The sequence below is a fragment of the Nocardiopsis valliformis DSM 45023 genome, from assembly GCF_000340985.1.
In the GTDB taxonomy this organism is placed as follows: domain Bacteria; phylum Actinomycetota; class Actinomycetes; order Streptosporangiales; family Streptosporangiaceae; genus Nocardiopsis; species Nocardiopsis exhalans.
Genome location: NZ_ANAZ01000008.1, coordinates 312,340 through 336,742 on the forward strand (window position 1 = coordinate 312,340; position 24,403 = coordinate 336,742).

Here is a 24,403-nt window from a genome sequence, read left to right on the forward strand (position 1 = left end):
AGGCAGGAACCTCAGCCACAACTTCCGTCCGACGGATCAGACACGGCTGTCCACAAGGCAGTCGCGCGGTTCCCAGCGCCCGACCACCGGGACACGGGGCCGACCTGACCGTCATGTCCGGCCGAAAGGTGCGCTACATGCTCAGCGCTGACGCCGTCCCCCAGGAAGGGGGCATCGGCGCGACCATCGAGAACGCCGTCGATGTCGTCTTCAACCCGATCGCCACCGTGCTCAGCGACGTGGTCTTCGCCAAGGTCACGATCTTCGGTGCCCAGTTCCCGTGGATCGTCGCCTGGCTCGTCGCCGCCGGTGTAGCACTCACCCTGTACTTCGGGTTCGTCCAGTTCCGCCACCCGATCACCGCCGTCAAGATCGCCCGCAAGGGCCTCGGTAACGGCGCTCCGGGCGAGGTCACCCACTTCCAGGCGCTCACCGCGGCCGTCTCCGGCACCGTGGGCCTGGGCAACATCGCCGGTGTGGCCATCGCGGTCACCATCGGCGGCCCCGGTGCGACCTTCTGGATGATCCTGGCGGGCCTGCTGATGATGGCCGTCAAGTTCGCCGAGTGCACCCTGGGCGTGAAGTACCGCGAGATCGGCCCGGACGGCAAGGTCAGCGGCGGCCCCATGAAGTACCTGGCCAAGGGGCTGGCCGAGCGCGGCATGGCGGGCATCGGCAAGGTCCTCGCCGGTCTGACCGCCGCTTTCATCCTCATCTTCGCCGTGGCCGGCGGCAACATGTTCCAGGCCAACCAGACCCTGGAGCAGCTGCGGACGGTCACCGGCGGCGAGGAGGGCCTGCTCGGCGGCAGCACCGGATCGTTCGTCTTCGGTGTGTTCCTGGCGCTGCTCGTGGGTGTCGTGGTCATCGGCGGCATCACCAGCATCACCAAGGTCACCAGCAAGCTCGTTCCGAGCATGACGATCGTCTACGTGCTCGCCTGCGTCGTCGTGATCGGCATGAACATTCCCATGCTGCCCGACGCGGTCGGCCAGATCATCAGCGGCGCGTTCTCCCCGACCGGTGTCGCGGGCGGCGCCCTGGGTGCCATGATCATCGGCTTCCAGCGAGCGGCCTTCTCCAACGAAGCCGGGATCGGCTCCTCCCCCATCGCGCTGGCCACCGTCAAGACCAACTACCCGGCCAGCGCCGGCCTGGTCGCCATGCTCGGCCCGTTCCTGGACACCGTCGTCATCTGCACCATGACCGCGCTGACCATCGTCATCGCCTCCCCGCAGTCCTGGATCGCGGCGCGCGAGGCGGCCGCCGCGGGCGAGGCCCTGCCCGGCGGTGTGAGCCTGACCTCGGACGCCTTCGGCACCGTCCTGCCGTGGTTCCCCTACGTCCTGACCGTGGCGGTCGTGCTGTTCGCCCTGAGCACCGTCATCACCTGGAGCTACTACGGCCTCAAGGGCTGGACGCACCTCTTCGGCGACGGCAAGACCAGCGAGCGCATCTACCTGGTCATCTACTGCGTCTTCCTGGTCATCGGCTCCGTCCTGACCCTGGGCGCGGTCCTGGACATGGCCGACGCCTTGGTGTTCGCCGCGGCGCTGTTCAACATCATCGGCCTCTACCTGCTGGCACCGGTCGTCAAGAAGGAGCTGGCCCGCCTGCTCGCCCACCTGCGCGGCGAGGGCGAGAAGGAACCCGCCAAGGCGGACGACAAGCCCGAGGGCCCCGCCGAGGAACTGGTGAAGTAGCCGGTACCGCCTCGGTGCTCCGCACCACCCCGTGAGAGTGCCCGCCCGGTCCCCGACCGGGCGGGCACCGGTGTTCCCGGAGCCAGGGGCATTTATCATTCGGGCCGGGATGGCTACCCTCACCGCATGGACACCAAAGAACACCTGATCCGGGAGGCCTCACCCGAAGACATCAGCGCGGTGGTGGCCTCCGTCAGCGGACTCTTCGCCGAGGACGGCGCCCGACACGACCCGCACGCGGACCCCTCCTGGCCCGAGCGGGAGGGTGCCGAGTACTACGCCCGGCTGCTCTCCTCCCCCGACGGCCTGGTCCTGCTCGCCCTCACCGGGCAGCGGCCCGTCGGTCACCTGGTGGGACGGCTGAACGGTCCCGATCCCCTACGGCCCTCGGTACGGGGAGCGGAACTGGAAAGCATGCGGGTGGCCCCCCAGGTGCGCGGCAGCGGGGTGGGTTCGGAACTGATGCGCCGATTCCTGGCCTGGGCGGCCGAGCACGACGTCAACGAGACCCGTGTCCGCGCCTTCGCCACCAACACCGGCGCACAGCGCTTCTACCAGCGCTGGGGGTTCACCCACACGCACGTGGACCTGGCCCGGCCCCTGTACTGAAGAAGGCACGCACTCATCAAGGCCCGCTTGACCTGATCCGGTGAAGGGCCCCGGCAGGCCCGGGTCCGAACGGGTCCCAGGGGCCTGCCGGGTCTCCTCGCTTCGAAGTGCCCTCCGAGCGTCAGGGTTTGCGTGCCACTCCGCAGTACTGGTCGACCTCGGTGGCCTTGCCGACCTCGGCCTGCGCCGGTTTCCAGAAGGGTGCGGAGACGACGCCGGGCTCCACCAGGTCGAGTCCGGTGAAGAAGCCCTCGATCTCCTTAGGGGTACGCAGGTGGTAGGGGATCGCCGCGGTCTCGTTCCAGCGGCGGGCGGCCTCGATCATCGGCTCGCTGGTGGCCGTTCCGTCGCACATGGCCAGGAAACTGCCCGAGGGCAGCGCGTCCACGTAGGCACCCACCGCGGCGTAGGCCACTTCGTTGTCGGGGGTGTGCCCCATCGTGCCCAGGATGGTGAGGGCGATCGGCTGCGAGAAGTCCAGGTGTTCCCGGGCAGCGGAGAGCACGGTCTCCGGCTCGTGCAGGTCGGCGTCGACGTAGTGCACCTCGCTCAGGCCGTCGCCGGTCAGCAGGGCGCGGGCGTGGGCCAGCACCATGGGGTCGTTGTCGACGTAGACCACCCGGGACTCAGGGGCCACTGCGTGGGCTACCTCGTGGGTGTTGTTGTGGGTGGGTAGCCCGGTGCCGATGTCCAGGAACTGGCGGACCCCGCACTCCCTGGCCAGGTAGGTGACGGCCCTGATGAGGAACTGCCGGTCGGCGCGGGCGGCACCGACCATCTCGGGGTAGGCCTGGAGCACGTAGTCGCCGACCTCGCGGTCCACCGGGTAGTTGTCCTTGCCTCCCTGCCAGTAGTTCCACACCCGGGCCGAATGGGCCTTGGTGGTGTCGATCTGGGGGAGCTGCTCACTCATGGGGGCGCCTTCCTTGGGGAGTTGACGCCAGCATTCTCGCGTTCCCGGCAAGCTGGGACAAATCCGCGGCCCCGATGGCCGGCACGGGATCAGCGGAAGGCACCGAGTGTGGAGGAGACGGGTGGGCGGCGGTGCGCTGTGCACCGCCGCCCACCCGTTTCCGTGTCCTGGTCCTATCGCGGCTACCGCGCGGGCAGGATGCGGCCGGTGACCTCGCCGAAGTCGATCCGGGTGCCCTCGGGGCCCGGGGCGGTGGCGGTGATGGTGACCTCGTCACCGTCCTCCAGGAAAGTGCGCTCGGTGCCGTCGGGCAGTCGGAGCGGCTCCTTGCCGGACCAGGTGAGCTCCAGGAAGCAACCGCGCTGGGCGACCTCGGGGCCGCTGACGGTACCGGAGGCGTACACGTCACCGGTGCGCAGGGAGGCGCCGTTGACGGTCATGTGCGCGAGCTGCTGCGCCGCGGTCCAGTACATCTGGGAGAAGGGCGGGTTGGAGATCAGGTGACCGTTGAGCCGCACCTCCAGGCGCAGGTCCAGGCCCCAGGGCTGTGAACCCTTGAGGTAGGGCAGCGGTTCGGGGTCCTGGGCGGGCTGCTCGACGCGGGCCGACTCCAGGGCGCTGACCGGGACGATCCACGGGGAGATCGAGGTGGCGAACGACTTGCCCAGGAACGGGCCCAGCGGCACGTACTCCCAGGCCTGGAGGTCGCGCGAGGACCAGTCGTTGAGCAGGAACACGCCGAACACGTGGTCGGCGAAGTCGTCCACCGCCACGCGCTCGCCCATCAGGCTGGGTGTGCCGACGACGAAGCCGACCTCCGCCTCGATGTCCAGGCGGGCTGAGGGTCCGAACACCGGGACGGGTTCGGTCGGGGGCTTGCGCTGGCCAGTGGGGCGGACGATGTCGGTGCCCGAGACCACGATGGTGCCCGAGCGGCCGTGGTAGCCGATGGGCAGGTGCTTCCAGTTGGGGGTGAGCGGCTCCTGCTCGGGGCGGAAGATGCGGCCCACGTTGGTGGCGTGGTGCTCCGAGGCGTAGAAGTCCACGTAGTCGGCGACGGTGAACGGCAGGTGCAGCGTCACCGAGGCGCGCTCCACCAGGTGCGGACGTACGGCAGCCTCGTGGGCGGGGTCGGTGAGCCAGGAGGTGACCGCCGCGCGAACCTGGTCCCAAACCGGGCGTCCGGCGGCCAGAAGGCCGTCCAGATCGGGCCCGGAGACGGTGTCGGCGAAGGGCGCGCCGAGAGTGCGGGCGGCAGCGCCCAGGTCCAGCACCTGGTCGCCGATCGCCACACCCGGGCGGGTGGCGGGGTCGTCCCCGGTGGAGAACACACCGTAGGGCAGGGTGGCCGGACCGAACTGCGCGTCCGGAGCGATGTCGAGCCAGCTGTCGGGCATGGAGTGGAGCTTTCTGCGAGTGGGTGTGGCGGGCGGATACGGCAGACGGGTGCGGCGAGCAGGTGTGGTCAGAGGTTGAGCGCGCCGAGGACCACCAGGTCGTCCAGGGGCTCGACGATGCTGCACGTGCCGAAGGAGCGGAAACTCCAGCGCACCCGCTCCACCTGCTCGGAGGTGAGCGCCGCGACGCGGGCGGCCAGGGCACGCCCGTCTCGGTCGGCCAGGACCTCGGCGGCATCAGCGGCGGTTCCCTCGGCCAGGAGGGTGTGGGTGGCCAGCAGCACGTTGAGGAAGCCGTGCTGTTCGAAACCCTCGGCGGTGGTGTGCCGGACCGCGTGATGGAGTCCGGCGGTGCACTTGAAGGGCACCCCCGCACCGATCGCGGCGGCCAACAGCGCGGCGAGTTCGGTCTCGCTCGGATGGGCCTCGGCCTTGACCCCGCCAGTGCGGAACTTGGCGTGGGCGCCGGTGCCGGCCAGGGCCTCGATGTCGGCGGTGGCCTTCTCCCCCCGGGCGACCTCCACGTAGCCGTCGGCCTCGGGCTCCCCGTCGTCCCCCGCCATTTCCTTGACGACCGCGGCGGCGGTGTCGGCGGCCTCCCCCGGGGCGGCCGCGACCTCCACCCCGGCCAGGCTCAGCGCCGGGTCGGAACGCACGGCGTCCACCGCCGCGGCCAGGCCGTCGGCGCCGCCGGGGACGGTGACCACCAACGCGAGCGGTGCGCCGCGAGCCTGGTCACGGGAGAGCACCGTGCGCAGTTCGGCCAGGCGGGCGTCCGAGACCAGGAAGGGTCCCACGTAGGGGGAACGGCGGGAGGCCAGGTGCGCCCGGTGTGCGGGGATCGCCTCGCCCATGGGCGCGTTGCCGGGCGGGAACAGCGAGGCGTCGTCGAACAGGGCCCGGTACAGGGCGGGTCCGGAGTCGCGCACGCCTACCCCTTCCCTTTTTCGCGCTGCTCGCGCTGACCCTTGGCCCAGGTCCAGGCGTAGCTGCCGTCGTCCACGGCGGTGCCGCCCTCGCCCAGGTCCAGCGGGCGGAAGGTGTCGACCATGACGGCGAGCTCGTCGAAGGCCTGCACACCCACGCTGCGCTCGTAGGCGCCGGGCTGGGGGCCGTGCGAGTGGCCGCCGGGGTGCAGGGAGATGGAGCCCTGCCCGATCCCCGAACCCTTGCGGGCCTCGTAGTCGCCGCCGCAGTAGAACATGACCTCGTCGGAGTCCACGTTGGAGTGGTAGTAGGGCACCGGGATGGAGGCGGGGTGGTAGTCCACCTTGCGCGGCACGAAGTTGCAGATGACGAAGTTGTGGCCCTCAAACACCTGGTGGACGGGCGGCGGCTGGTGGATGCGGCCGGTGATGGGCTGGAAGTCGTCGACGTTGAACACGTACGGGTACAGGCAGCCGTCCCAGCCCACCACGTCGAAGGGGTGCGTGGGGTAGGTGTAGCGGGTACCGGAGATACCGCCGGGGCCGTCGCCGCGGTGCTTGATGAGCACGTCCACGTTCTCGCCCTCGACGAGCAGCGGCTCGGAGGGTCCGCGCAGGTCGCGCTCACAGTAGGGGGCGTGCTCCAGGAGCTGGCCGTAGCGCGACAGGTAGCGCTTGGGCGGGGCGATGTGGCTGTTGGCCTCGACCACGTAGGCGCGCAGCGGTTCATCGCCGGTGGGCACCCAGCGGTGGGTGGTGGCGCGCGGCAGGATGACGTAGTCACCGCGGCCGACATCCAGGGCGCCGAACACCGTCTCCACCCGGGCGGTGCCGGACTCGACGTAGACGCACTCGTCGCCGATGCCGTTGCGGTACAGCTCCGAGGGGGCTCCGGCGACCACATAGGAGATGCGTACGTCGCCGTTGCCCAGGACGAGGCGGCGGGACTCGACGACGTCGGCCGCCTTCCAGTCCTGGCCCTGGAAGAGGTCGTGCAGCTTGAGGTGGCGGGGCACCATCGGGGCGTTGCGCTTCAGAGACTGGTCGGGGACCTCCCACTCGGCGGCGTCGACGATGGCCGAGGGGATGGCGCGGTGGTACAGGAGCGAGGAGTCGGCGGAGAAGCCCTCCTCCCCCATCAGCTCCTCGTAGTACAGGCCGCCGTCGGGGTTGTGGTGCTGGGTGTGGCGGGTGCGGGGCACCTCGCCGACCTTGCGGTAGTACGCCATGCCGGGGTCCTCCTCTGTGGTCGGTCGGGTCGAGTCGTCGTGTCGGCTGGTCGAGCCGGGTGATCGAGTCAGGTAGCCGGGTGGCCGGGTCAGGCGGGAACCGTGTCGACGGGGTCGGTGGCCGGGTGGCCCAGGGCGGTGCGGACCGCCGCCCTGACGGCTTCGGGGTCGGTGCCGGGGACGACGGCGGCGACGTGGGCGTCGGGGCGCACGAGCCAGACCTGGCCGGGTTCGGGGGTCAGGGCGCGGCGCAGGGCTCCGGTGGTGTCGATGTCGTCGAGGTACAGCGTGGTGACCGGGGCCGGGGCGGCACCGGTGGCGGTGGCGGTGGCGTGCACGACGGCGCGCAGGGCCTCCCGGTCGGCCCGGGCCCCACCGCCTTCTCCGGCCGCACCTTCTCCAGCACCCAGCAGCAGGGTGAGCCCTTCGCGCAGCAGCGGCCGCAGGCGCTTGACCTCGGGCCGGCCGGCCACGGTGACGGGGGCGTCGGGCAGGATCACGCCGGGGCAGGGCGCGGGCGCCTGGCCGCGCGGGGGCCGACCACCGAAGGGCCGTTCGGGGCAGGCGGTGGTCAGTGCGGAGCCGGTGTACCAGAACGGTTCGGCCAGCCGCCCGGAGTCCACGTCCGGGTGTGCCTGGGCGTCGGTGACGGCCTGTCGCAAAACGCTGATCCGCCGCTCGCGCTCGGCCTCGTCCTGGGGCACGAGGAAGCGCATGGTGGCGCTGGTGACGTCGGCGTTCTCCAGGGCGGCGGCGTGGCGTTCAGTGTGGTAGCTCTCCAGGAGTTCCTCCCCCGCCCAGCCGTCGCGGACGTAGGCGAGCTTCCAGGCGGCGTTCTCGGCGTCCTGGACCCCGGAGTTGAGGCCGCGGGCGCCGAAGGGCGCGACCAGGTGGGCGTTGTCCCCGGCGAGCAGGATGCGCCCGCAGCGCATGCGGTCGGTGACGCGGGTGTGGAAGCGGTACACCGAGTGCCAGACGATCTCGTAGGGGGTGTCGCCGATGATCTGGCGGATGCGGGCGTCCAGGCGGCCGCTGGACTCCTCGGCCTCCAGGTCGAAGTCGGAGGGCACCTGCCAGTCGATGCGAAAGACCGAGTCGGGGCAGGGGTGGATGAGGACCTGGCGGCCGGGGTTCCACTCGGGGTCGAAGTAGAAGCGGCGTTCGCGTTCCCAGTCACCCAGGTCGGCGCGGATGTCGCAGATGAGGAAGCGGTCGTCGAAGCTGGTGCCCGAGAAGTCCAGGCCCAGGGCCTTGCGGACCACTCCGCCGTGGGCGCCCATGCAGGACAGCGCGTGGGAGCCGCGCAGGCGTACCGGGCCGTCGGGGGTGGCGCACTCGACGGTGACCCCGTCGGCGTCCTGGTCGATACCGGTGACCTCGTGGCCCCAGCTGATCTGGACCCCGGCCCGGGCGAGGAGGTCGTCGAGGACTTCCTCGGTGCGGGACTGGGAGATGTTGACGAAGGAGGGCAGGGAGGATACGCCCGGGTCGGGCAGGCGCACGCTGAACAGCTCGTGCCCCTGGTAGAAGGTGCGGGCGGTGTCCCAGGTCAGCCCTTCCTCGATGATGCGGCCGCCGCCGAGCCAGTCCCAGACGTCGAGGACGTCGCGCTGCTGGCAGATGGCCTTGGAGCCGACGGCGTCGCGTTCGGGGCGGCCGTCGACGACCAGTACGGGGACCCCACGGCGGGCCAGCAGCAGGGCGGCAGTCTGGCCGACCGGGCCCGCGCCGAGCACCAGGACGGGATCGGTGGCGGTGTCAGCCGGGGTGCGGGGCGCTGGGGGGCGCATGGGTGGCTCCGTTCGTGGGGCGCCCCGTACGGGCGCGGTGGGCGGTGGAGGGCAGCGCGGGAATCAGCCCTGGAGCTGGTCCCAGACCTCGCGGTCGCGCTCGGCGGTCCAGATGACCGGGCGCTCGATGCCGCGGAACTCGTCCCACAGCCGCGAGACGTCAAAGGGCAGGCAGTGCTCGAAGATCGGCCAGTGGCCGTAGTCGTCGGCCAGGGCGGCGTGGGTGGCGGTGAAGGCCTCCTTGAGGGTGCCGCCGCGCTCGTGGACGGCGCCGACCTCGCGGATCATCACGTCGAGGAAGTTACGGGTCTGCTCGATGGCGGCGTCGACCTCCTCGCGGCCCCGGCTGACGGCGCCGCGGCCGCCGACGAGCATTTCGGCCTGGAGGGCCTTGACGCTGTCGAGGGTGGCCCCGGCCCAGTCCTTGTGGAAGGCGTCGCCGGTGTAGAGGGCGGCCTGGGCCTCGACGAGGTCACCGGCGAAGAGGATCTTCTGCTTGGGCAGCCAGGCGACGATGTCGCCCTCGGTGTGGCCGCGGCCGAAGTACTCCAGGACCAGTTCGCCGCGGTCGCCGCCGAGGTCGATGGTGGTGCGGTCAGCGAAGGTCTGGGTGGGCCAGGTCAGGCCGGGGACGGAGTCGGCGTCCTTGGCCAGGCGGGGCATGCGGCCGAACTCGCTGGCCCAGTCCTCCTTGCCGCGCTCGCGGATGAGCTCGTGGGTCTTTTCGTGGGTGAGGATGACGGTGGCGTCGAAGGCGCTGGCGCCCAGGACGCGGACCGCGTGGTAGTGGGAGAGCACCAGGTAGCGGATGGGCTTGTCGGTGTGTTCGCGGAGCTTGGCCAGCCACTCCTTGGCTGCGGTGGGGGTGGCCAGGGCCTCGAAGGCCACCACGAAGTCCTCGCCCTCGATGGCGCCCACGTTGGGGTCGCCCTCAGCGGTGAGGGCGTAGACGCCGTCGGCCAGGACCTCCAGGGTCTGCTCCTTGACCTCGGTGTCGGCGGATGAGGCGAACGGCTTGGCTGCCATGGTCAGACCCTTCACTCGTCGCGGGCGGCTGCCGCCACCCAAATAATCAAACGTTTGATGAATCTGACCATAACGTGCTCCGCGCCACATCGCCAAGAGGCGCACGGCCACTCGACCCGTGATGCAGATCACACATCCAGGCTACTCGTCGGCACCCTGGACCCAAGGGGCGAACACTCGCGACCGGACATCCCAGCGGTCCCGTCCGGACGGAAACAACCGGAGAACAGCGAAGCAAAGGGGAGGCAAACGCAGGACACGGCCTCGTACTAGGCTGGTCCGCGTGACTCACAACACCGCACCCCCTGACGAACTCACCTTCTGGTCATTCGTGGACTACGCGGTGCACAAGGCCGAAAAGGAGCTCCCCTCGGTCAACGCCGAGGCCATGCGCATGGTCCTCACCCTCAACCGGGCGACCAGCATGGTCATCTACGACCTGGAGTCCTCCGTTCACCGCCCCCGGGGCTGGACCTGGCCGGGGTTCCGTGTGCTCTTCGCGCTCTGGCTGGCCGGCCCCATGGAGGCCAAGACCACCGCCGAGATATCCGGTATGAGCCGCGCCGCACTGTCCGCCCTGCTCAACACCCTCGAACGCGACGGACTACTCAGCCGCGAACGCGCCACGCACGACCGACGGGCCCTTCAGCTCAGCCTCACCGAAGCCGGATACGGGGCGATCCTGGGCGTGTTCCGAGCCCACAACCGACGCGAGAGCGCCTGGGCCGAGGCCCTCGAACCCGAGGAGCGTCTCGAACTGGTCCGTCTGCTCAACAAGCTGATGGCCGGGTCCACCGACGCCCAGGCCAAGTTCCGCAGCTAGGCCACCACAACCAGGCCACCAACGGAAAACGACGAATGGTCCCCTCCCACGCCGGAATTGGCCCTTGAGCGCGTGACCCGCGCCTGTGAGCATCGGCGGCATGGACCACACCGGACGCGCCCGCCTGCGCGAAGCACAGAGCCAGTTCTCGCCCGGGAACACCTACCTCAACACCGCCACCCACGGGCTGATCCCGCACGCGGCCCGACTGGCCCTGGACCGGAACACCCATGAGGTGGCCACCGGCGGGTTCTCCCCCGGCGCCGTCGACAGCGTCGTCGACGCCGCCCGGACCGCCTACGCCCGCCTGGTCGGGGTCACCGCCGACCGGGTCGCCGTGGGCACCCACACCTCGCAGTTCGTCGGCACGGTCGCAGCGACCCTGCCGCCGGGGTCGGAGGTCCTGCTCGCCGAGGGCGAGTTCACCTCGATCGTCTTCCCGTTGATGAGCCGGCTGGAGCACGGGGTCCGGGTCCGCGAGGTCCCCCTGGACCGCCTACCCGACGAGGTCAGACCGACCACCACCCTGGTCGCGGTCGCCGCCGTCCAGTCGGCCACCGGAGAGATCGCCCCGATCGAAGAGCTGCGCAGCGCCTGCGCCGACCACGGCGCCCGGCTCCTGCTCGACACCAGCCAGTCGGCGGGCTGGCTCTCCACACCACTCGACGGTGTGGACTACATCGTGTGCAGTACATACAAGTGGCTGCTGGGCCCCCGGGGAGGGGCCTTCCTCACCGGGACCGACGAAGCCCTCGCCGAACTCTCACCCCTGGCCCCCGGCTGGTTCGCGGGCGCCGACCCGTGGGACTCGCTCTACGGCGGACCGCTACGCCTGGCTGAGGGAACCCGCCGCCTGGACCTGGCCCCGGTGTGGTCGGCGTGGATCGGCCTGGCCCCCGCCCTGGACCTGCTGAACGAGGTCGGGGTGGCGACGATCCACGAACACGACGCCGCCCTGGCCGAGCGCTTCCGAAAAGCGATGGGGCTGGCGGAGACAGGCTCGGCGATCATGTCCCTCCCTGTCCCCGAGGGCACCGCCGAACGCCTCGCCGAGGCGGGCATCACCGCGGCCCTGCGCGATGGACGGCTGCGGGTGGGCTTCCACCTGTACAACACCGAGGAGGACGTGGACCACCTGGTCAAGGCACTGTCCGAGATCAGGTGAGCTCCGGGTCCGACGACACGGCCCCGCCCGGATCCCCCTGCGGGCCCCGGGCGGGGCCAGGGCTGACCGGCCTTCCGGTCAGGACGCCGGGGAGATGACGAAGACGGGGATGAGCCGGTCGGTCTTCTCCTGGTAGTCGGCGTAGGGCGGGTAGGCCGCCACCGCGCGGTCCCACCAGCGCTGGCGCTCCTCGCCCTCCACCTCGCGGGCGCGGGCGGCGAAGGGTTCGGGGCCGTCCTGGAGGGCGACCTCGTCGGGGGCCGCGCGCAGGTTGCCCACCCAGGCGGGGTCCGAGGGCGCACCGCCCTGGGAACCGATCACCGCGTACTCGCCGTCGTGCTCGACCCGCATGAGGGCGGACTTGCGGACCTTGCCGCTGCTGCGGCCGCGCGAGGTGAGGATGACGACCGGCATGCCGGTGTCCATGAGGGTGTTGGCCTCGCGACCGCCGCTGCGCTCGTACTGTTCGACCTGGTCGCGGACGAACTTCGACGGGCTCGGCACGTACTCGCCCGGCAGGATGCTACTCGTGGTCATCGCTCTCCCTGGGGTTGGGCTACGGGGTCCGTCCCGATCGTGCCACGTCCGCCTCCGGCGGGGCAGGTCCGACATGCCTCAGAAGATCACCCCGCACAGGGGTGCGCGGGGCACACGCAGCGCGGTGTCGAGCAGGTCGGCGGCGCCCGGGGTGTGTTCGGTGACCGTTCCGGCCGCCACCTTGGCCCCGACCGTGAACTGGCCCAGGAAGGCCGCCCCCAGGTGGGCGGCGTCCAGGGACAGGTCCGGGGCGTCCAAGGCGGGCTCGCAGGTGGCACCGGAGCGGTCCGCGCGCAGCCGCCAACGGCCCTGGTTCCATGGCGCGTGCCGGTCGGTCACCTCGATCACGACGTCCACCGGGGCAGCGTAGGAACGCTCGGCCAGAGCACCGGGCAGGTCCACCAGGCGGATCCACAGCGCGACGCGCGGCCTTGCCTCCAGGCGCATGGGGTCGGCGGCCAACGTCCAGAGCAGGTCGTCCACCGGAAGGTGCTCGAAGTTGACCCGGATGACCAGGTCGCGGGTGAACAGGTGCTCGTAGACGGCGGCCCGGGCGGCCGGGGCGGTCGCGGCCACCTCGCGGACGTCCAGGACCCCGCGCAGGTTGCCGTCCGCCACCGGGACCCGGTGGCTCCGGTACAGGGCGTAGCCCACCGGTGTGCGGGCGTCGTGGACGACCACCGCCCTGAGCGGCCCGGACTCCCCACGGGTCTGGGCATCGTCCCGCAACAGCCGGTCCCACCAGGACTCGTCGCGCTGGTAGTCACCGGGCCGGGTCGGGGCGACGGCCCGGTGTACCCGGGCCAGGTCGCCCGGGCCTTGCGCTGGGAAACCCTGCCTGTCCGGAACTCTGCCCTAGAAACCCTGGCCGCAGAAGGGAGCCTCGGGGCGGAAGAGAGCGGTGTCCAGGGCCGCCACCGCGCCCGGGGTGTGCTCGATGAGCAGACCGTTGCGCAGGAAACCGGTGAGGGTGTTCGCTCCCAGGTAGACGGCGCCCAGGTGGGACACGTCCAGGGACACGTCGGCGGCCTCCGAGGTGGCCTCGCAGGTCGCGCCCGAACCGTCCGCGCGCAGCCGCCAACGGCCCTCGTTCCACAGCGCGTGCCGGTCGGCCACCTCGATCACCACCTCCACCGGGGCCGCGTAGGAACGCTCGGCCAGAGCTCCGGGCACGTCCACCAGGCGCAGCCACAGGGAGTCGTCGTACTTGGTGACCAGGCGATGGGGGTCAGCGATCAGGTACTGGAGGGGGTCGTCCTCGGCGGTGGCCTCGAAGACCAGCCGGGTGACGAGGTCGCGGCTGAACAGGTGCTCGTACAGGGCGGTCCTGGCTTCCGGGGCGGCGGCGACCATCTCCTCCACGTGCACCTCGGAGGCGGGGTTGGCGTCCGCCCACTTGTTCAGGGTCCGGTACAGGGCGTATCCCACCGGCCCGTCGGGGCCGTAGGCCACGGCCGCCTTGAGGTAGCTCTTGCCGTCACGGGACTCCGGGGTGTCACGCAGGGTGCGGTCCCAGAAGGCCGGGGAGCGCTGGAGGCGGCCGCTCTGCTCCGCGGCGACGGTGGCGAAGACCCGTTCCAGGTCAGCGCGGACCCGGGAGGCCCGCAGGAGTTCGACGAACAGAGCTGGGTCGCGGGGCGCGTCGGGGCGCAGCCGGGCGTGGGTGCCCTCAAGGGTGGTCCCGTACTCGTCGATGGCTGGCGCGTAACCGTAGCGGCCGTAGATGGTGCCCTCGGAGGCCCACAGGATGGCGATCTTCTCGCCGCGCCGGTGGATATCGGAGAGCTGGCGACGCATCAGGGCGGTGAGAATCCCCTGGCGACGACGGGTGGGCCACACCCCGACCCCGGTCACCCCGGCGGCGGCCTGGGTACCTCCCGGAACCGTCATCTCGAAGGAGAAGGCGTTGACGGAGCCGATGACGCGTTCACCGCCGATGACACGCTCGTCCTCAGCCCCCGTGACCTGGCCTGGCCAGTCCGTCTCGGCGACCAGCAGCAGCCGTTCGAAGCCGTCCTCGGCCAGGATCGGCGTGAGGCGTTCGAAGGAGGTCTGGCGGTCGTCCGTGACCACGAGGGCCTCACCGACGACCTCGACGACCGCGCGGAAGTCGTCCTTACCGCCCGCCCGGAGTACCCAACCGCGTTCGGCGAACCCCTCCGGCGCCGGCGCCGCCTGCTCCGGCTGTTCGGCCTGACTCATACTTTCGTTCTCCCTCGGGTTCTGCCGTACCCAGCCGTGTTCGGACCGGGTCCGCCCCGGCCGACTGGCGCCGGCTTTTTGTACCAGTCGGCCGGTCGGGGCGGCCAGCGATTTTCCCGACGGTGGCACTGTGGGCGGCTAGAAGATGACCCCGCAGAAGGGCGCGTCGAACCGGTGCAGGGCCGCGTCCAGACGGGCGACCGTGCCCGGAGTGTGCTCGGTGATCAGGCCCGCGCGCAGGAAACCGGTGAGCGGGGTCTGGCCGAGGTGGGCGGCGCCCAGGTGGTGCACGTCCAGGGACAGGTCGGGTTCGGCCTCGGTGAGCTCGACCCGCGCGCCCTCGGTGTCGGCCTTGATCCGCCAGCGTCCGGCGTTCCAGGGGGCGTGGCGGTCGGTGACGGCCAGGACCCCCTCGAAGGGTGCGGCGTAGGGCCGCTCCGACAGGGCTCCGGCCAGGTCCACCAGGCGCACCCACAGAGAGGGGTAGTGGGTGGCCACGGCCCGGCCGCGGTCCAGGAGCAGGTGGTGCAGCGGGCAGTCCGCCGGCAGGGTGGGCAGGAACACCTTGGCGACCAGGTCGCGGCTGAACAGGTGCTCGAGCAGGGCGGTCCAGGCGGCCGGGGTGGTGGCGGTGATCTCCTGGACGTGTACTTCGCCCTGGGCGCCGCCCTCGTCCCACTTGGCCTTGGTCCGGTACAAGGCGTAGCCGAGGGGGCCCTCGGCGTTGCCGACGACGGCCGCGATCAGCGGACCCTTGTCCTCGCGACGGCCCGGGCCGTCGAACAGGGTGCGGTCCCACCAGGGCTTGGTGCGGCGGAACTGGCCGACCTGGTTCGCCGATACGGCCTCGTGCACGCGTTCGAGGTCGGTGCGCACCCGCTCCGGTTCACGCAGGACGACCCGCAGGTCCGGGTCCCGGGGCGCGTCGGCGCGCAGGGCGCTGTGCGGCCGGGTGAGGCTGGTCTCCAGTTCCGTGCAGGCGTTGCCGTAGCCGAAGCGCTCGTAGATGGAGCCTTCCGAGGCCCACAGGGCGGCGTAGCGCACCCCGTCGGCGTGGATGTCGGCGAGCTGGCGGCGCATGAGGGCGCTGAGCACCCCCTGCCTGCGGTGGGTGGGCCACACGCCCACGCCGGTCACCCCGGCCACGGGGACGCGGCCGCCCGGCATGGTCATCTCGAAGGGGAAGTGGTTGGTGGTGCCGATGACCTCCTGGTCGCCCTCGGCTTCGTCCACGGCGACCAGGAGCCGTTCGTAGCCCAGGGCGTCGTGCAGCAGACGCATCCGCTCCAGCATCGAGTCGATGTCGTCGGGGATCAGCAGGGACTGCCCGAAGACCCGGCCCGCCTCGGCGAACTCGTCCGCGTCGCTGTGCCGTACGGTCCAGTCCCGCTTCGACGGGCTGCTGGGGTCCACGCTCTGGTTCTCGCTCATGGGAAAAGGCATATCAGCGGCCCCGGAGCGGTGGCCAATGGTTTTGTCAGCGGTCGGGGTGGACGGGCGGGTCTCAGAAGAGCTGCCCGCAGAAGGCGGCGCGCGGTACGTGCAGGGCGGTGTCCAGGCGGGCGGCCGCGCCGGGGGTGTGTTCGTGGACCAGTCCGGCCTCGACCAGGGCCGACACCGAGCGCTGGCCCAGGTGGACCGAGCCCAGGTGGACCACGGCCAGGGACAAGTCGGCACACCGGGGCACCCGCTCACAGGTGGCACCGTCGCGGTCCGCGCTCAGGTGCCAGGTGCCGTTGTTCCAGGGGGCGTAGTGGTCGGTGACGGCCATGGTCACCTCGACCGGGGCAGCGTAGGGGCGGTCGGTGAGGGCGCGCGGCAGGTCGACCAGCCGGACCCGCAGGGAGCCGCTGGTCTGCTCCACCAGGCGGTTGCGATCGGCGACCAGGAGGGTGAGGGGGTCGTCGGCGGGCAGCGCCGAGAAGGCGATGCGGGTGACCAGGTCCCGGGAGAAGAGGTGCTGGTACAGGGCGACCCGCGCGGCTGGGGTAGCGGACACGACCTCCTTGACGGTCACCAGGGAGTCGGTGCCGTCCTCGGACCAGCCGTTGGTGGTGGCGTAGAGGGCGTAGCCCAGGGGCCCGTCGGGGCCGCTGACCACCGCCGCCCAGGGAGCGCCGCTGCCGAGGATGCGTCCCCACCAGGAGTCGCCGCGCTGGAACTGGCCGATGCGGGTGGTGGCGGCCTCGCGGTGCAGCCGGGCCAGGATCGGGCGGGCCTGCGCGGCGGGCAGCAGTTCGACGGTGAGTTCGGGGTCGCCCTGTGCGGCGGAGTCCAGCACGGCGTAGGGGGCGCGGATCCGGGCGGAGAGTTCGAAGGCGGCCAGGCCAAAACCGTAGCGGCCGTAGATAGCGCCCTCGGAGGCCCACATGGCGGCGACCGCCTCGCCGCGGGCGTGGATGTCGGCGATCTGGCGGGTCATGAGCGCGGTGAGGATCCCGCGGCGGCGGTGGGTGGGCCACACCCCGACCCCGGTGACCCCGGCGACCGTGCGGGGCCCGCCGGGCAGGGTCATCTCCAGGGTGTGGGAGGCGGTGGTACCGACCATGCGGTCGCCGTCCAGGGCGACCAGGATCCGGTCGTGTTCGGCGAGCGGGTGTTCACGTTCGGTGGTGAGTTCGTCCTCGGCGGAGAGGATCATCGGCTCGGCGTACACCCCGACCACGTCAGGGAACTCCTCGGCGGTGACGCCCCGGACGGTCCAGGGCGTGTCACGGGGGTGCTGGGGCTGGGGGGCTCGCTGTGTGTCCATGGCATCACTTTTGCAGCCGTGACGTCAGCCGAGCCATCTGTTTTTTGCGGGGCGCACTCCCCGGGGGCACAGCCTCGCGCAGGCAAACTCGGGGCGCGGAAGGCGTCAAGACGGTTGACCGGGCCGCCGCGGCATCCGACGATGACTGCTCGCGCGCCGGGATCCCACCGCCGCGTCGCCGATCGCCGGACGAGGTACCCGCAATGCCCGACGCACCGCAGAGCCGCACACCGCAGGACAGCAGTGGACGACCGTTTCCCGTGGTCCCCGAGGGGGTGGGCTGCGCCGACCTCGTGGACGCGATGGGCCGCGTGCACGGGCACCGCGCGGACCTGCTGCCGCTGACCAGCCCCACCCCGGAGCGGCCGCTGTTCGGCCCCGCCGCGACCATCGCCTACCTGCCCTTCCGGGACGACTTCGCCGAGGGAAACCGGCTGGGTTTCGCCGGGTGGTTCTACCGTGCCGTGGGCGAGGAGCCGAGAGGCAGGGTTCTGGTGCTCTCCAGCGGCGGCTATCCGGACGCCTCCCACGGGGGCGCCACCAAGCTGTCCCGGCTGGCCAACCACGGTCTGGCGGGGCTGCTCACCGACGGGCGCCTGCGCGACCTCGACGAACTCGGCGCGAGCGGACTGTCCGTGTGGTGTTCGGGTGCGGCCACACGGTGGGGCGGGGACACCGTGGCACCCTACGCCGCGGATGTCCCGGTCCAGGTGGGCGGGGTGACGGTTACGCCGGGCGACTTCGTCTACGCGGACCGGTCGGGGGCGGTGGTCATCCCCGCTGTCAGTCTGGACCGGGTCCTGGCCGAGGCTCGACAGATCCGCGAGACCGACCTGGGTTTCCTGGCCTCGATCCGCGAGGAGGACCCCGAGGCGCTGCGCCGGGGCGAGGACAGCAGTACCGAAACCTGACGGAACCGGGTTCCAGATCCGGGTTCCCTGGCGCATAAGGCGACCCGGGGTAGGGCAGGCTCCAGATGTGACAAAACGACAGACCACTACCTCTCCCCCGCCCCCTGCCTCTGCTGCCGCGTCCGCCCTGGTCGTGGGGGTGGACGCCGGTGGCACCACCACCCGCGCCCTGGTGACCACCCTGGACGGTGAGCGCCTGGGCGAGGCCCGGGCTGGCGGAGCCAACCCCAACACCCACGGCCCCGAGCACGCGGCCGAACAGCTCACCGAGGCGATCGGGACCGCGCTGGACCGGGCCGGGCCCAGCACGCGCGATGCCGTGGCAGCGACCGTGGTCGGGCTGGCCGGGTACTCCGGTCTGCGCGACGAGGCCGTCCGGGCCAGACTGGAGCGTGCGCTGGGCAAAGCCGGGCTGGCCACCACCGGGCAGGAGTTCACCGGTGACGACGCCATCGCCTTCGCCGCGGGTACCGCCGAGCGCGACGGTACCGTCCTGATCGCCGGGACCGGAGCGATCGCCACTCGGATCGAGGACCGGCAGCGCAGCCGGTCCGCGGACGGTATGGGCTGGCTGATCGGTGACGAGGGCTCGGCGTTCTGGATCGGGCACCAGGCGGCCAAGGAGACGGCCCGTCAGCTCGGCCGCGGCGGAGAGCTCAGCCCGCTGGCCCGCGCGGTGGCCAAGCGGGTCATCCCGGGACAGCGTCCGAGCGGCCCAGATCAGTGGCCCGAGGAGCACGCCCGCGACTTCGCCCGGACCCTCACCGCGGCTCCCCCGATCAGCCTCGCCGAACTCGCCCCGCTGGTCACCGAGGCGCACGCGTTCGAGGACGGGGCGGCCGTGGTGATCGTGAACGCGGCCGCGGGCCACCTGGCGCAGTCGGTGCACCAGGTGCGGGTTCCGGGCGAGCCCCTGCCCGTGGTGCTGTCTGGCGGGGTGCTCACCTACTCCGTGCCGGTTCGGGAAGCGCTGACCCACAAGCTCACCATGGGGACCGGGGCGCCGGTGATACTGGCCGGATGCACCGCCGGGGGCGCCGCCTGGCTGGCGGCGCTGCGTGCGGGAGCCGACGAGCGCGATGTGGACCTGCACGGAGTGTTCACCCGCTCCGGGGATGACCGGGGCGGGGTCTGAACTGGTCGGGCACGTTGGTCCGCCTACGGAACGGGCGAGGAGGAGAGCGCGGGGGTCGTGCGCGAGGGGGCGCGCGCCGACCTGACCGTCTTCGCCGGTGACCCGCTCACCACTGGGGCCGACGAGCTTCCGGACCTGCCGGTGGCCCTGACGATGGTCGACGGGCGGGTGGTGCACCGGAGTGCGGGCCAGGGGTAACGGCCCGGGCCCCGCCGGACCGTCTCCAGTGTGATCGGTTCCGGTTTGCCCAGTTCCGTCACGGTGTCCTACTGTGTGCCTGGTTAGGCTTACCTAACATAAACGAGAGGGGATGCCGTGACGGAGCGGCAGGAGCGTCCGAAGAGGACCGTGCACACCGGCCGGGTCGAGCGCGTGGAGCAGCTCACCCCGCACATGATCCGGGTGGTCCTGGGCGGTGAGGGGCTGTCGGAGTTCGCCACCGACGGCGCTACCGACAGCTACGTGAAACTGCTGTTCCCGGCACCCGGACCAGGCGACCCCGAACCCTACGACCTCGACGTGATCCGGGCCGAGCGCCCCCGTTCGGAGTGGCCGGTCACCCGTACCTACACCGTGCGTTCCTGGGACGCCCGGACCCGAGAACTGGCCATCGACTTCGTCCACCACGGCGACGTCGGCCTGGCCGGGGTCTGGGCCGCCGGTGCCAAGCCTGGCGACCAGCTGCGCTTCCTCGGGCCCGGCGGCGGCTACGCCCCCGACCTCGAGGCCGACTGGCACCTGCTGGCCGGGGACGAGAGCGCCCTTCCCGCCATCGCCGCCAGCCTCGAGGGCCTCCCCGAGGGGCGTCCGGCGCACGTGTTCGTCGAAGTGGAGAACGCCGCCGAGGAACAGCCCCTGGCCGAGCGCGACGACATCCACGTGACCTGGCTGCACCGCGAGGGCGGCGCCCCGGGTTCACGGCTGGTACCGGCCGTGCGCGGGCTGGAGTTCCCGTCCGGTGACGTGCAGGCCTTCGTGCACGGCGAGGCCAACTTCGTCCGCGACCTGCGCCGCCTGCTGCGGATCGAGCTCCGCCTGCCCAAGGAGCGCCTGTCGGTCTCCGGTTACTGGCGTCTGGGCCGCGACGAGGACGGTTGGCAGGCCTCCAAGACCGAGTGGAACCAGAGCGTGGCAGCTGAGGAGGCCGCCGCTCTGGGCACCGGGCAGAACACCGATCAGAGCTGACCCACCACGACCTCCGGCCCTCAGACGTCCAGCGCCTCCAGCGCGATCAGGTAGCCCTCGTTGAAGGTCGGAAACTGCGGGATCGTGTCACGCAGGGCACCGATCGGCAACCCCATGCGGATCGCGAGCGCGGCGGTGTGGATCCACTCCGAGGCCAGCGGACCGAACGCCCAGGCCCCCACCAGCACCCCGTGCTCGCGGTCGGCGACCAGCCCCAGCGTGCCGCTCGGATCGGTCTCCATGGTCCAGGGCCGGGCCAGGGCCGCGGTCAGGTCCGTCTCTGCGGTGGCCACGTCCATGCCCTGGGCCCGGGCCTGCTCCGCGGTCAGCCCCACCGCCGCGATCTCCGGGTAGGCGAACACCACCCGCGGGACGGCCGTGTAGTCGGCCACCTGGCCGTTGCCGAGGATGTTGGCGCTGATCACCCGCCCCTGGTACTTGGCCACGTGCGTGAACATCGCGCGGGCGGTGACGTCCCCGGCCGCCCACAGGCCGGGGACGACCCGGCAGTGCTCGTCCACCGGCAGTGCCTTGCCGTCCAGCTCGACTCCGAGCTCGGCGAGGCCCAGCTGGTCGCCCCGGGGCTCGCGGCCGGTGGCCAGGACCAGCACCTCGGCCCGGACCCGTTCACCCCCGGAGAGGATCGCGGCGACCCCCTCTCCCTGCCGGGCCACCGAGGTGACCTGGCTGTCCAGGTGCACGGTGATGCCGTCCCGGTCGAACTGCTCGCCGACCAGCTCGCACAGCCGGGGGTCCTCGCGGTCCAGCAGCCGGGGGCCGCGCTGGACGATGGTGACCCGGCTGCCCATCCGCGCCAGGAACTGGCCGAGCTCAACCCCGACCGCGCTGCCCCCGACCACCAGTGCGCTTTCGGGGATCTCGGTGAGGGTGGTCGCCTCGCGGTTGGTCCACAGCACGTCGGGACCCAGATCGTCCAGGCCGTCGATCGACGGCACCAGCACCCCGGCACCGGTGGCCACCACCACGTGGTCGGCGGTGTGCTCGGTGTCGCCGATCGCCACCCGCCAGGGGTCGCGACCCACGACCCGGGCCTCGCCCCGCAGCACCAGGGCACCGCGTTCCCGATATCCCTCGACCTGCTTCGCGTCGTCGAGGTGGCGGATCATCTGATCCCGGTAGGCGCGTAGGGCGGGCCAGTCCAGCGAGGGGTCGTCCACCCCGGCGGCGCCGACCGCCTCGGCGCGTACCTCGGGCGGGCGCAGCAGCACCTTCGTGGGGATGCACGCCCAGTAGCCGCACTCCCCGCCGATGAGTTCGCGTTCGACCACCGCCACCCGCCTACCCGCGGAGAGCAGGCGGTCGGTAACCGTCTCACCGCCCGGCCCCATCCCGATGACGATCGCGTCCAGGTGTTCCATGTGCCTCGCTCCGCCCGTGGTCCGGTGGCTGCCATCCCTGATGGTGTCCCGCCGGGCGGAGCTCGGGAAGCCCCGACACGCTTAGTCGTTCATCAGGTCCGTCAGGGCCCGCGCCGCCAGATCCGGGCGGGGATCTCGGTGATCGGGTCGCGCCCGCGCAGGACCTGGATCCGCCACGGCTCCAGGCGCAGGACCACGAGGCGGGCTGCCGTGGCGAGCCCCTCCGTGCCCGGAGGCCCCGGTCCAGGCAGGCCGCAGGCTGGACGGCACGGGTCAGGGGCTGGGCACCGAGGCACCCGGCCGCGCACCCGTGGGAGGCCTCACACCGCCGACGCACCGTAAGGGCGGTGGTCAAGGACGGTTTCGTGTTCTAATTCTCGGTTGGCACTCGGTCCGAACCGGAAGGAACGCCGCTCCCGGCGCACAGGTATGTCCACGCTCGACATTCTTCTCATCCTCGACCTCATGGGGATCTTCGCGTTCGCCCTGGACGGGTCGCTGACCGCGATCCGTACCGCCCGGGTGGACATCGTGGGAGTGATGGCGCTGGGGACGGTGACCGCCATCGGCGGCGGCATCATCCGCGACGTCCTCCTCGGCGAGACCCCGGCGACCTTTCAGGACTGGCGGTACCTGGTGACCGCGCTGGCCGGGTGCACGCTGGCGTTCTTCCTCAGCCGCCAGCTCACCCACCTGAGCAAGCCCATCCTGGTGTTCGATGCCGCCGGGCTGAGCCTGTTCGTGGTGATCGGTGCGACCAAGGCGCTGGAGTTCGGGTTCGGGCCGCTCCAGGCAGTGATCCTGGGCGTCATCACCGGGGTGGGCGGCGGCACCATCCGGGACGTGCTGCTGAACCGGGTGCCGACGGTGCTCAGCGCCAACTCCCACCTGTACGCCGTTCCGGCGATGATCGGGGCGGGGTTCGTGGTACTCGTGGACCTGACCGGCTTCGGCCCGGGCTGGATCGCGGTGGTCGGCGCGCTGCTGTGCTTCACCATCCGGATCCTGGCCCTGGTCTACCGATGGAACGCTCCGAACCCGCCCGGCGCCCCACCCCTGTAGGCACAGGTGGACGCCGTCCGGTTACGGCTGCACGAGGAGCTGCCAGACGTGGCCGTCAAGGTCCGCGCACAGCGCCGTGTACCCCCAGGGCTTGTGCTCGGGTTCGGCCGGCACCGCTCCCCCGGCCCGCCGGACGCTCTCGACCAGCGCGTCGACCTCGGCTTCGGTGGTCAGGGACATCCCCAGCAGGCACTCGCTGGTCCCGGGTGCGGCGAGTTCACGGCCCCCGCCGAGAACCCAGCCGAACCCGCCCCTGGGGATCAGCACCAGCAGGGCGCCTTCTTCCGTACGGAACATGAGTGGTTCGGGTACCCCGTCCTCGGCGGGTTCACCGACCAGCTCGAACCCGAAGGCGTCCCGGTAGAAGGCCATCGCCCTCACCCGGTCGTCGATCGGCAAGGCGACGGAAAAACTGGTGGCGGTCGCGGACATGGATGCTCCGTTCGTCGGTGTGTACGGCAAGCTCACCTGTATCGACCTCAGGCGCCTGAGGAACTCATCGCGTAGCGGGCGCCAGTTCCTCAGGCTGCGGGCGGCAGTGTGGCGCGGGGTGGCCCGCGGCGCCCCTTCCCCGACGTAACACGTGGCACGGCAAAGCCACACAGAACAAAGCCTGGCACAGAGTCGTGCTGAACGTTCTTCAGCGGACCCGACTTTGCGTTGATGATCAGTAGGGGCAGAGTGGGGACATGAGCACCACAACCGCGCCCGCCGTGCCCACGTCAGCCGACGTCCGCGCCGCAGCCGAGCGCATCGCCCCGTACGCCCGCCGGACCCCGGTGATCCGCGCCGAGCTGGACGGACGCCCCCTCACCCTGAAGTTGGAACACCTCCAGCGCACGGGCTCGTTCAAGCTGCGCGGTGCCCTCAACGCCCTGCTCGGCGGGGAGCCCGCCAACCGCGTGATCACCGCCTCCGGCGGCAACCACGGCTTGGGCGTGGCCACCGCGGCGCGCATGCTGGGTGTGCACGCCACGGTGTACGTGCCCGAGACGGTGCCCGCCGCCAAGGCGGAGCTGTTGGCCGCCACCGGCGCGGAGATCGTCCGAGTCGGCGAGCGGTACGCGCTGGCCGCCGAGGCCGCGTTGGCCCGCGCGGAGTCCGACGGGGTCCGCTACCTGCACGCCTACGACGACGCCCTCGTGGTTGCCGGTCAGGGCACCATCGGTCTGGAGATCGATGCCGACGCCCCTGAATGCGATTCGATCGTGGTCGCGGTGGGCGGTGGCGGACTGGCCGCGGGGGTGCGCCTGGGCGCCGAGGGCCGCCGTGTGGTCGCGGTCGAGCCTGAGGGCTGCCAGAGCATGCACGCGGCGATGGCCGCCGGTCACCCGGTGCAGACCCCGGTGGACTCGGTCGCTTCCTCCGCGCTGGGCGCCTCCATCCTGGGCCAGGTGCCCTTCGAGGTGCTGCGCGCCAATCCGGTCACGACCGCGCTGGTCAGCGACGCGGAGATCATCAGCGCGCAGACTCTTCTGTGGGAGGAGTTCCGGATCGCCGCCGAACCCGCCGCCGCGGTGCCCTTCGCCGCATGGCTGGCCGGGCGCGTTCCCGGCGACCACCCGTGCCTGGTCGTGTGCGGGGCCAACGCCAGCTGGCGTTTGGCGGGCTAAGGGAAGCCGACCCCGCAGGCCTGGTGCGGGAGCTGTACAGCCGAGT

22 protein-coding genes and 1 pseudogene are annotated in these 24,403 nt (G+C 71.5%); 10 read left to right on the forward strand and 13 right to left on the reverse strand.

The genetic code is table 11. The features are described from left to right. Positions 1–137 precede the first annotated feature (137 nt). Positions 138–1,703 (forward strand): alanine/glycine:cation symporter family protein, encoded by a 1,566-nt coding sequence (locus D457_RS0109605; RefSeq protein WP_017580447.1) that lies wholly within the window; start codon positions 138–140, stop codon positions 1,701–1,703. Positions 1,704–1,829: 126 nt separating this feature from the next. After that, positions 1,830–2,312: a GNAT family N-acetyltransferase gene (locus D457_RS32230; protein WP_017580448.1), complete on the forward strand. Its 483-nt coding sequence runs from the start codon at positions 1,830–1,832 to the stop codon at positions 2,310–2,312. Positions 2,313–2,433: 121 nt separating this feature from the next. Here D457_RS32230 and D457_RS0109615 read toward each other — a convergent pair whose 3' ends face one another. The 6 genes from D457_RS0109615 to D457_RS0109640 form a co-directional block, all read right to left on the reverse strand. Continuing rightward, the gene (locus tag D457_RS0109615) at positions 2,434–3,225 is read right to left on the reverse strand and encodes an SAM-dependent methyltransferase (RefSeq protein WP_017580449.1); all 792 of its coding nucleotides are present in this window, start codon (positions 3,223–3,225) and stop codon (positions 2,434–2,436) included. Between the two features lie 182 nt (positions 3,226–3,407). Next, a complete protein-coding gene (gene fahA, locus D457_RS0109620) occupies positions 3,408–4,622 on the reverse strand; it encodes a fumarylacetoacetase (protein WP_017580450.1) in 1,215 nt (404 codons plus the stop codon). Between the two features lie 68 nt (positions 4,623–4,690). Beyond that, on the reverse strand, positions 4,691–5,551 hold the full coding sequence (locus tag D457_RS0109625) for a hypothetical protein (protein ID WP_017580451.1): 861 nt from the start codon (positions 5,549–5,551) through the stop codon (positions 4,691–4,693). 2 nt (positions 5,552–5,553) lie between these two features. Then, complete coding sequence (locus D457_RS0109630; protein WP_017580452.1) at positions 5,554–6,777, reverse strand: homogentisate 1,2-dioxygenase; 1,224 nt, start codon at positions 6,775–6,777, stop codon at positions 5,554–5,556. Positions 6,778–6,866: 89 nt separating this feature from the next. Then, a complete protein-coding gene (locus tag D457_RS0109635) occupies positions 6,867–8,567 on the reverse strand; it encodes an FAD-dependent monooxygenase (protein WP_017580453.1) in 1,701 nt (566 codons plus the stop codon). 63 nt (positions 8,568–8,630) lie between these two features. Then, the gene (locus D457_RS0109640) at positions 8,631–9,593 is read right to left on the reverse strand and encodes an MBL fold metallo-hydrolase (RefSeq protein WP_017580454.1); all 963 of its coding nucleotides are present in this window, start codon (positions 9,591–9,593) and stop codon (positions 8,631–8,633) included. Between the two features lie 283 nt (positions 9,594–9,876). Here D457_RS0109640 and D457_RS0109645 point away from each other — a divergent pair, with 283 nt between their 5' ends. Together D457_RS0109645 and D457_RS0109650 are read left to right on the forward strand one after the other, a co-directional pair. Further along, positions 9,877–10,416, forward strand: a complete 540-nt coding sequence (locus D457_RS0109645) for a MarR family winged helix-turn-helix transcriptional regulator (protein ID WP_017580455.1) — start codon at positions 9,877–9,879, stop codon at positions 10,414–10,416. 100 nt (positions 10,417–10,516) lie between these two features. Beyond that, positions 10,517–11,581: an aminotransferase class V-fold PLP-dependent enzyme gene (locus tag D457_RS0109650; RefSeq protein ID WP_026116496.1), complete on the forward strand. Its 1,065-nt coding sequence runs from the start codon at positions 10,517–10,519 to the stop codon at positions 11,579–11,581. Positions 11,582–11,659: 78 nt separating this feature from the next. Here D457_RS0109650 and D457_RS0109655 read toward each other — a convergent pair whose 3' ends face one another. The 5 genes from D457_RS0109655 to D457_RS0109675 all read right to left on the reverse strand — a co-directional run bounded on the left by D457_RS0109655 (position 11,660) and on the right by D457_RS0109675 (position 17,072). Next, positions 11,660–12,118, reverse strand: coding sequence for a nitroreductase family deazaflavin-dependent oxidoreductase (locus D457_RS0109655; RefSeq protein WP_017580457.1), 459 nt, complete (start codon positions 12,116–12,118; stop codon positions 11,660–11,662). A gap of 78 nt (positions 12,119–12,196) precedes the next feature. After that, complete coding sequence (locus D457_RS32235; protein ID WP_083926710.1) at positions 12,197–12,925, reverse strand: sterol carrier protein domain-containing protein; 729 nt, start codon at positions 12,923–12,925, stop codon at positions 12,197–12,199. Between the two features lie 48 nt (positions 12,926–12,973). Further along, complete coding sequence (locus D457_RS0109665; protein WP_017580459.1) at positions 12,974–14,320, reverse strand: GNAT family N-acetyltransferase; 1,347 nt, start codon at positions 14,318–14,320, stop codon at positions 12,974–12,976. A 138-nt stretch (positions 14,321–14,458) separates the two neighbouring features. After that, positions 14,459–15,751 carry a GNAT family N-acetyltransferase gene (locus D457_RS0109670; RefSeq protein WP_051072893.1) on the reverse strand — a complete coding sequence of 431 codons (1,293 nt, stop codon included), beginning with the start codon at positions 15,749–15,751 and terminating at the stop codon, positions 14,459–14,461. 73 nt (positions 15,752–15,824) lie between these two features. Further along, positions 15,825–17,072, reverse strand: coding sequence for a GNAT family N-acetyltransferase (locus D457_RS0109675; RefSeq protein WP_017580461.1), 1,248 nt, complete (start codon positions 17,070–17,072; stop codon positions 15,825–15,827). A gap of 203 nt (positions 17,073–17,275) precedes the next feature. Between D457_RS0109675 and D457_RS0109680 the strand changes: the two genes are divergently transcribed. The 4 genes and pseudogenes from D457_RS0109680 (at position 17,276) to D457_RS0109695 (ending at position 20,303) form a co-directional block, all read left to right on the forward strand. Further along, positions 17,276–17,983, forward strand: coding sequence for an RraA family protein (locus tag D457_RS0109680; RefSeq protein ID WP_026116497.1), 708 nt, complete (start codon positions 17,276–17,278; stop codon positions 17,981–17,983). Between the two features lie 139 nt (positions 17,984–18,122). Continuing rightward, positions 18,123–19,118 (forward strand): N-acetylglucosamine kinase, encoded by a 996-nt coding sequence (locus D457_RS0109685; protein WP_017580463.1) that lies wholly within the window; start codon positions 18,123–18,125, stop codon positions 19,116–19,118. 24 nt (positions 19,119–19,142) lie between these two features. After that, positions 19,143–19,316, forward strand: a pseudogene (locus D457_RS34610) (amidohydrolase family protein); the annotation flags it as partial. Between the two features lie 117 nt (positions 19,317–19,433). Next, positions 19,434–20,303 carry a siderophore-interacting protein gene (locus tag D457_RS0109695; protein WP_017580465.1) on the forward strand — a complete coding sequence of 290 codons (870 nt, stop codon included), beginning with the start codon at positions 19,434–19,436 and terminating at the stop codon, positions 20,301–20,303. A 20-nt stretch (positions 20,304–20,323) separates the two neighbouring features. Here D457_RS0109695 and D457_RS0109700 read toward each other — a convergent pair whose 3' ends face one another. Beyond that, positions 20,324–21,682: a dihydrolipoyl dehydrogenase family protein gene (locus tag D457_RS0109700; protein ID WP_017580466.1), complete on the reverse strand. Its 1,359-nt coding sequence runs from the start codon at positions 21,680–21,682 to the stop codon at positions 20,324–20,326. Positions 21,683–22,111: 429 nt separating this feature from the next. Between D457_RS0109700 and D457_RS0109710 the strand changes: the two genes are divergently transcribed. Beyond that, positions 22,112–22,744 (forward strand): trimeric intracellular cation channel family protein, encoded by a 633-nt coding sequence (locus tag D457_RS0109710; RefSeq protein ID WP_017580468.1) that lies wholly within the window; start codon positions 22,112–22,114, stop codon positions 22,742–22,744. A 21-nt stretch (positions 22,745–22,765) separates the two neighbouring features. On the opposite strand, the gene D457_RS0109715 is transcribed toward D457_RS0109710, so the two are convergent. Next, complete coding sequence (locus D457_RS0109715) at positions 22,766–23,176, reverse strand: VOC family protein (RefSeq protein WP_017580469.1); 411 nt, start codon at positions 23,174–23,176, stop codon at positions 22,766–22,768. Positions 23,177–23,433: 257 nt separating this feature from the next. Here D457_RS0109715 and D457_RS0109720 point away from each other — a divergent pair, with 257 nt between their 5' ends. Next, positions 23,434–24,357, forward strand: coding sequence for a serine/threonine dehydratase (locus tag D457_RS0109720; RefSeq protein ID WP_017580471.1), 924 nt, complete (start codon positions 23,434–23,436; stop codon positions 24,355–24,357). Positions 24,358–24,403 lie beyond the last annotated feature (46 nt).

What these genes read in the sequence shown, in the direction of transcription:
- D457_RS0109710 (WP_017580468.1), top strand. Translation starts at nt 22,112, where the DNA reads ATGTCCACGCTCGACATTCTTCTCATCCTCGACCTCATGGGGATCTTC.
- D457_RS0109720 (WP_017580471.1), top strand. Translation starts at nt 23,434, where the DNA reads ATGAGCACCACAACCGCGCCCGCCGTGCCCACGTCAGCCGACGTCCGC.
- D457_RS0109640 (WP_017580454.1), bottom strand. Translation starts at nt 9,593, where the DNA reads ATGGCAGCCAAGCCGTTCGCCTCATCCGCCGACACCGAGGTCAAGGAG.
- D457_RS0109635 (WP_017580453.1), bottom strand. Translation starts at nt 8,567, where the DNA reads ATGCGCCCCCCAGCGCCCCGCACCCCGGCTGACACCGCCACCGATCCC.
- D457_RS0109650 (WP_026116496.1), top strand. Translation starts at nt 10,517, where the DNA reads ATGGACCACACCGGACGCGCCCGCCTGCGCGAAGCACAGAGCCAGTTC.
- D457_RS0109665 (WP_017580459.1), bottom strand. Translation starts at nt 14,320, where the DNA reads ATGAGTCAGGCCGAACAGCCGGAGCAGGCGGCGCCGGCGCCGGAGGGG.
- fahA (WP_017580450.1), bottom strand. Translation starts at nt 4,622, where the DNA reads ATGCCCGACAGCTGGCTCGACATCGCTCCGGACGCGCAGTTCGGTCCG.
- D457_RS0109700 (WP_017580466.1), bottom strand. Translation starts at nt 21,682, where the DNA reads ATGGAACACCTGGACGCGATCGTCATCGGGATGGGGCCGGGCGGTGAG.
- D457_RS0109680 (WP_026116497.1), top strand. Translation starts at nt 17,276, where the DNA reads ATGCCCGACGCACCGCAGAGCCGCACACCGCAGGACAGCAGTGGACGA.
- D457_RS0109715 (WP_017580469.1), bottom strand. Translation starts at nt 23,176, where the DNA reads ATGTCCGCGACCGCCACCAGTTTTTCCGTCGCCTTGCCGATCGACGAC.
- D457_RS0109670 (WP_051072893.1), bottom strand. Translation starts at nt 15,751, where the DNA reads ATGAGCGAGAACCAGAGCGTGGACCCCAGCAGCCCGTCGAAGCGGGAC.
- D457_RS0109630 (WP_017580452.1), bottom strand. Translation starts at nt 6,777, where the DNA reads ATGGCGTACTACCGCAAGGTCGGCGAGGTGCCCCGCACCCGCCACACC.
- D457_RS32230 (WP_017580448.1), top strand. Translation starts at nt 1,830, where the DNA reads ATGGACACCAAAGAACACCTGATCCGGGAGGCCTCACCCGAAGACATC.
- D457_RS0109655 (WP_017580457.1), bottom strand. Translation starts at nt 12,118, where the DNA reads ATGACCACGAGTAGCATCCTGCCGGGCGAGTACGTGCCGAGCCCGTCG.
- D457_RS0109605 (WP_017580447.1), top strand. Translation starts at nt 138, where the DNA reads ATGCTCAGCGCTGACGCCGTCCCCCAGGAAGGGGGCATCGGCGCGACC.
- D457_RS0109675 (WP_017580461.1), bottom strand. Translation starts at nt 17,072, where the DNA reads ATGGACACACAGCGAGCCCCCCAGCCCCAGCACCCCCGTGACACGCCC.
- D457_RS0109615 (WP_017580449.1), bottom strand. Translation starts at nt 3,225, where the DNA reads ATGAGTGAGCAGCTCCCCCAGATCGACACCACCAAGGCCCATTCGGCC.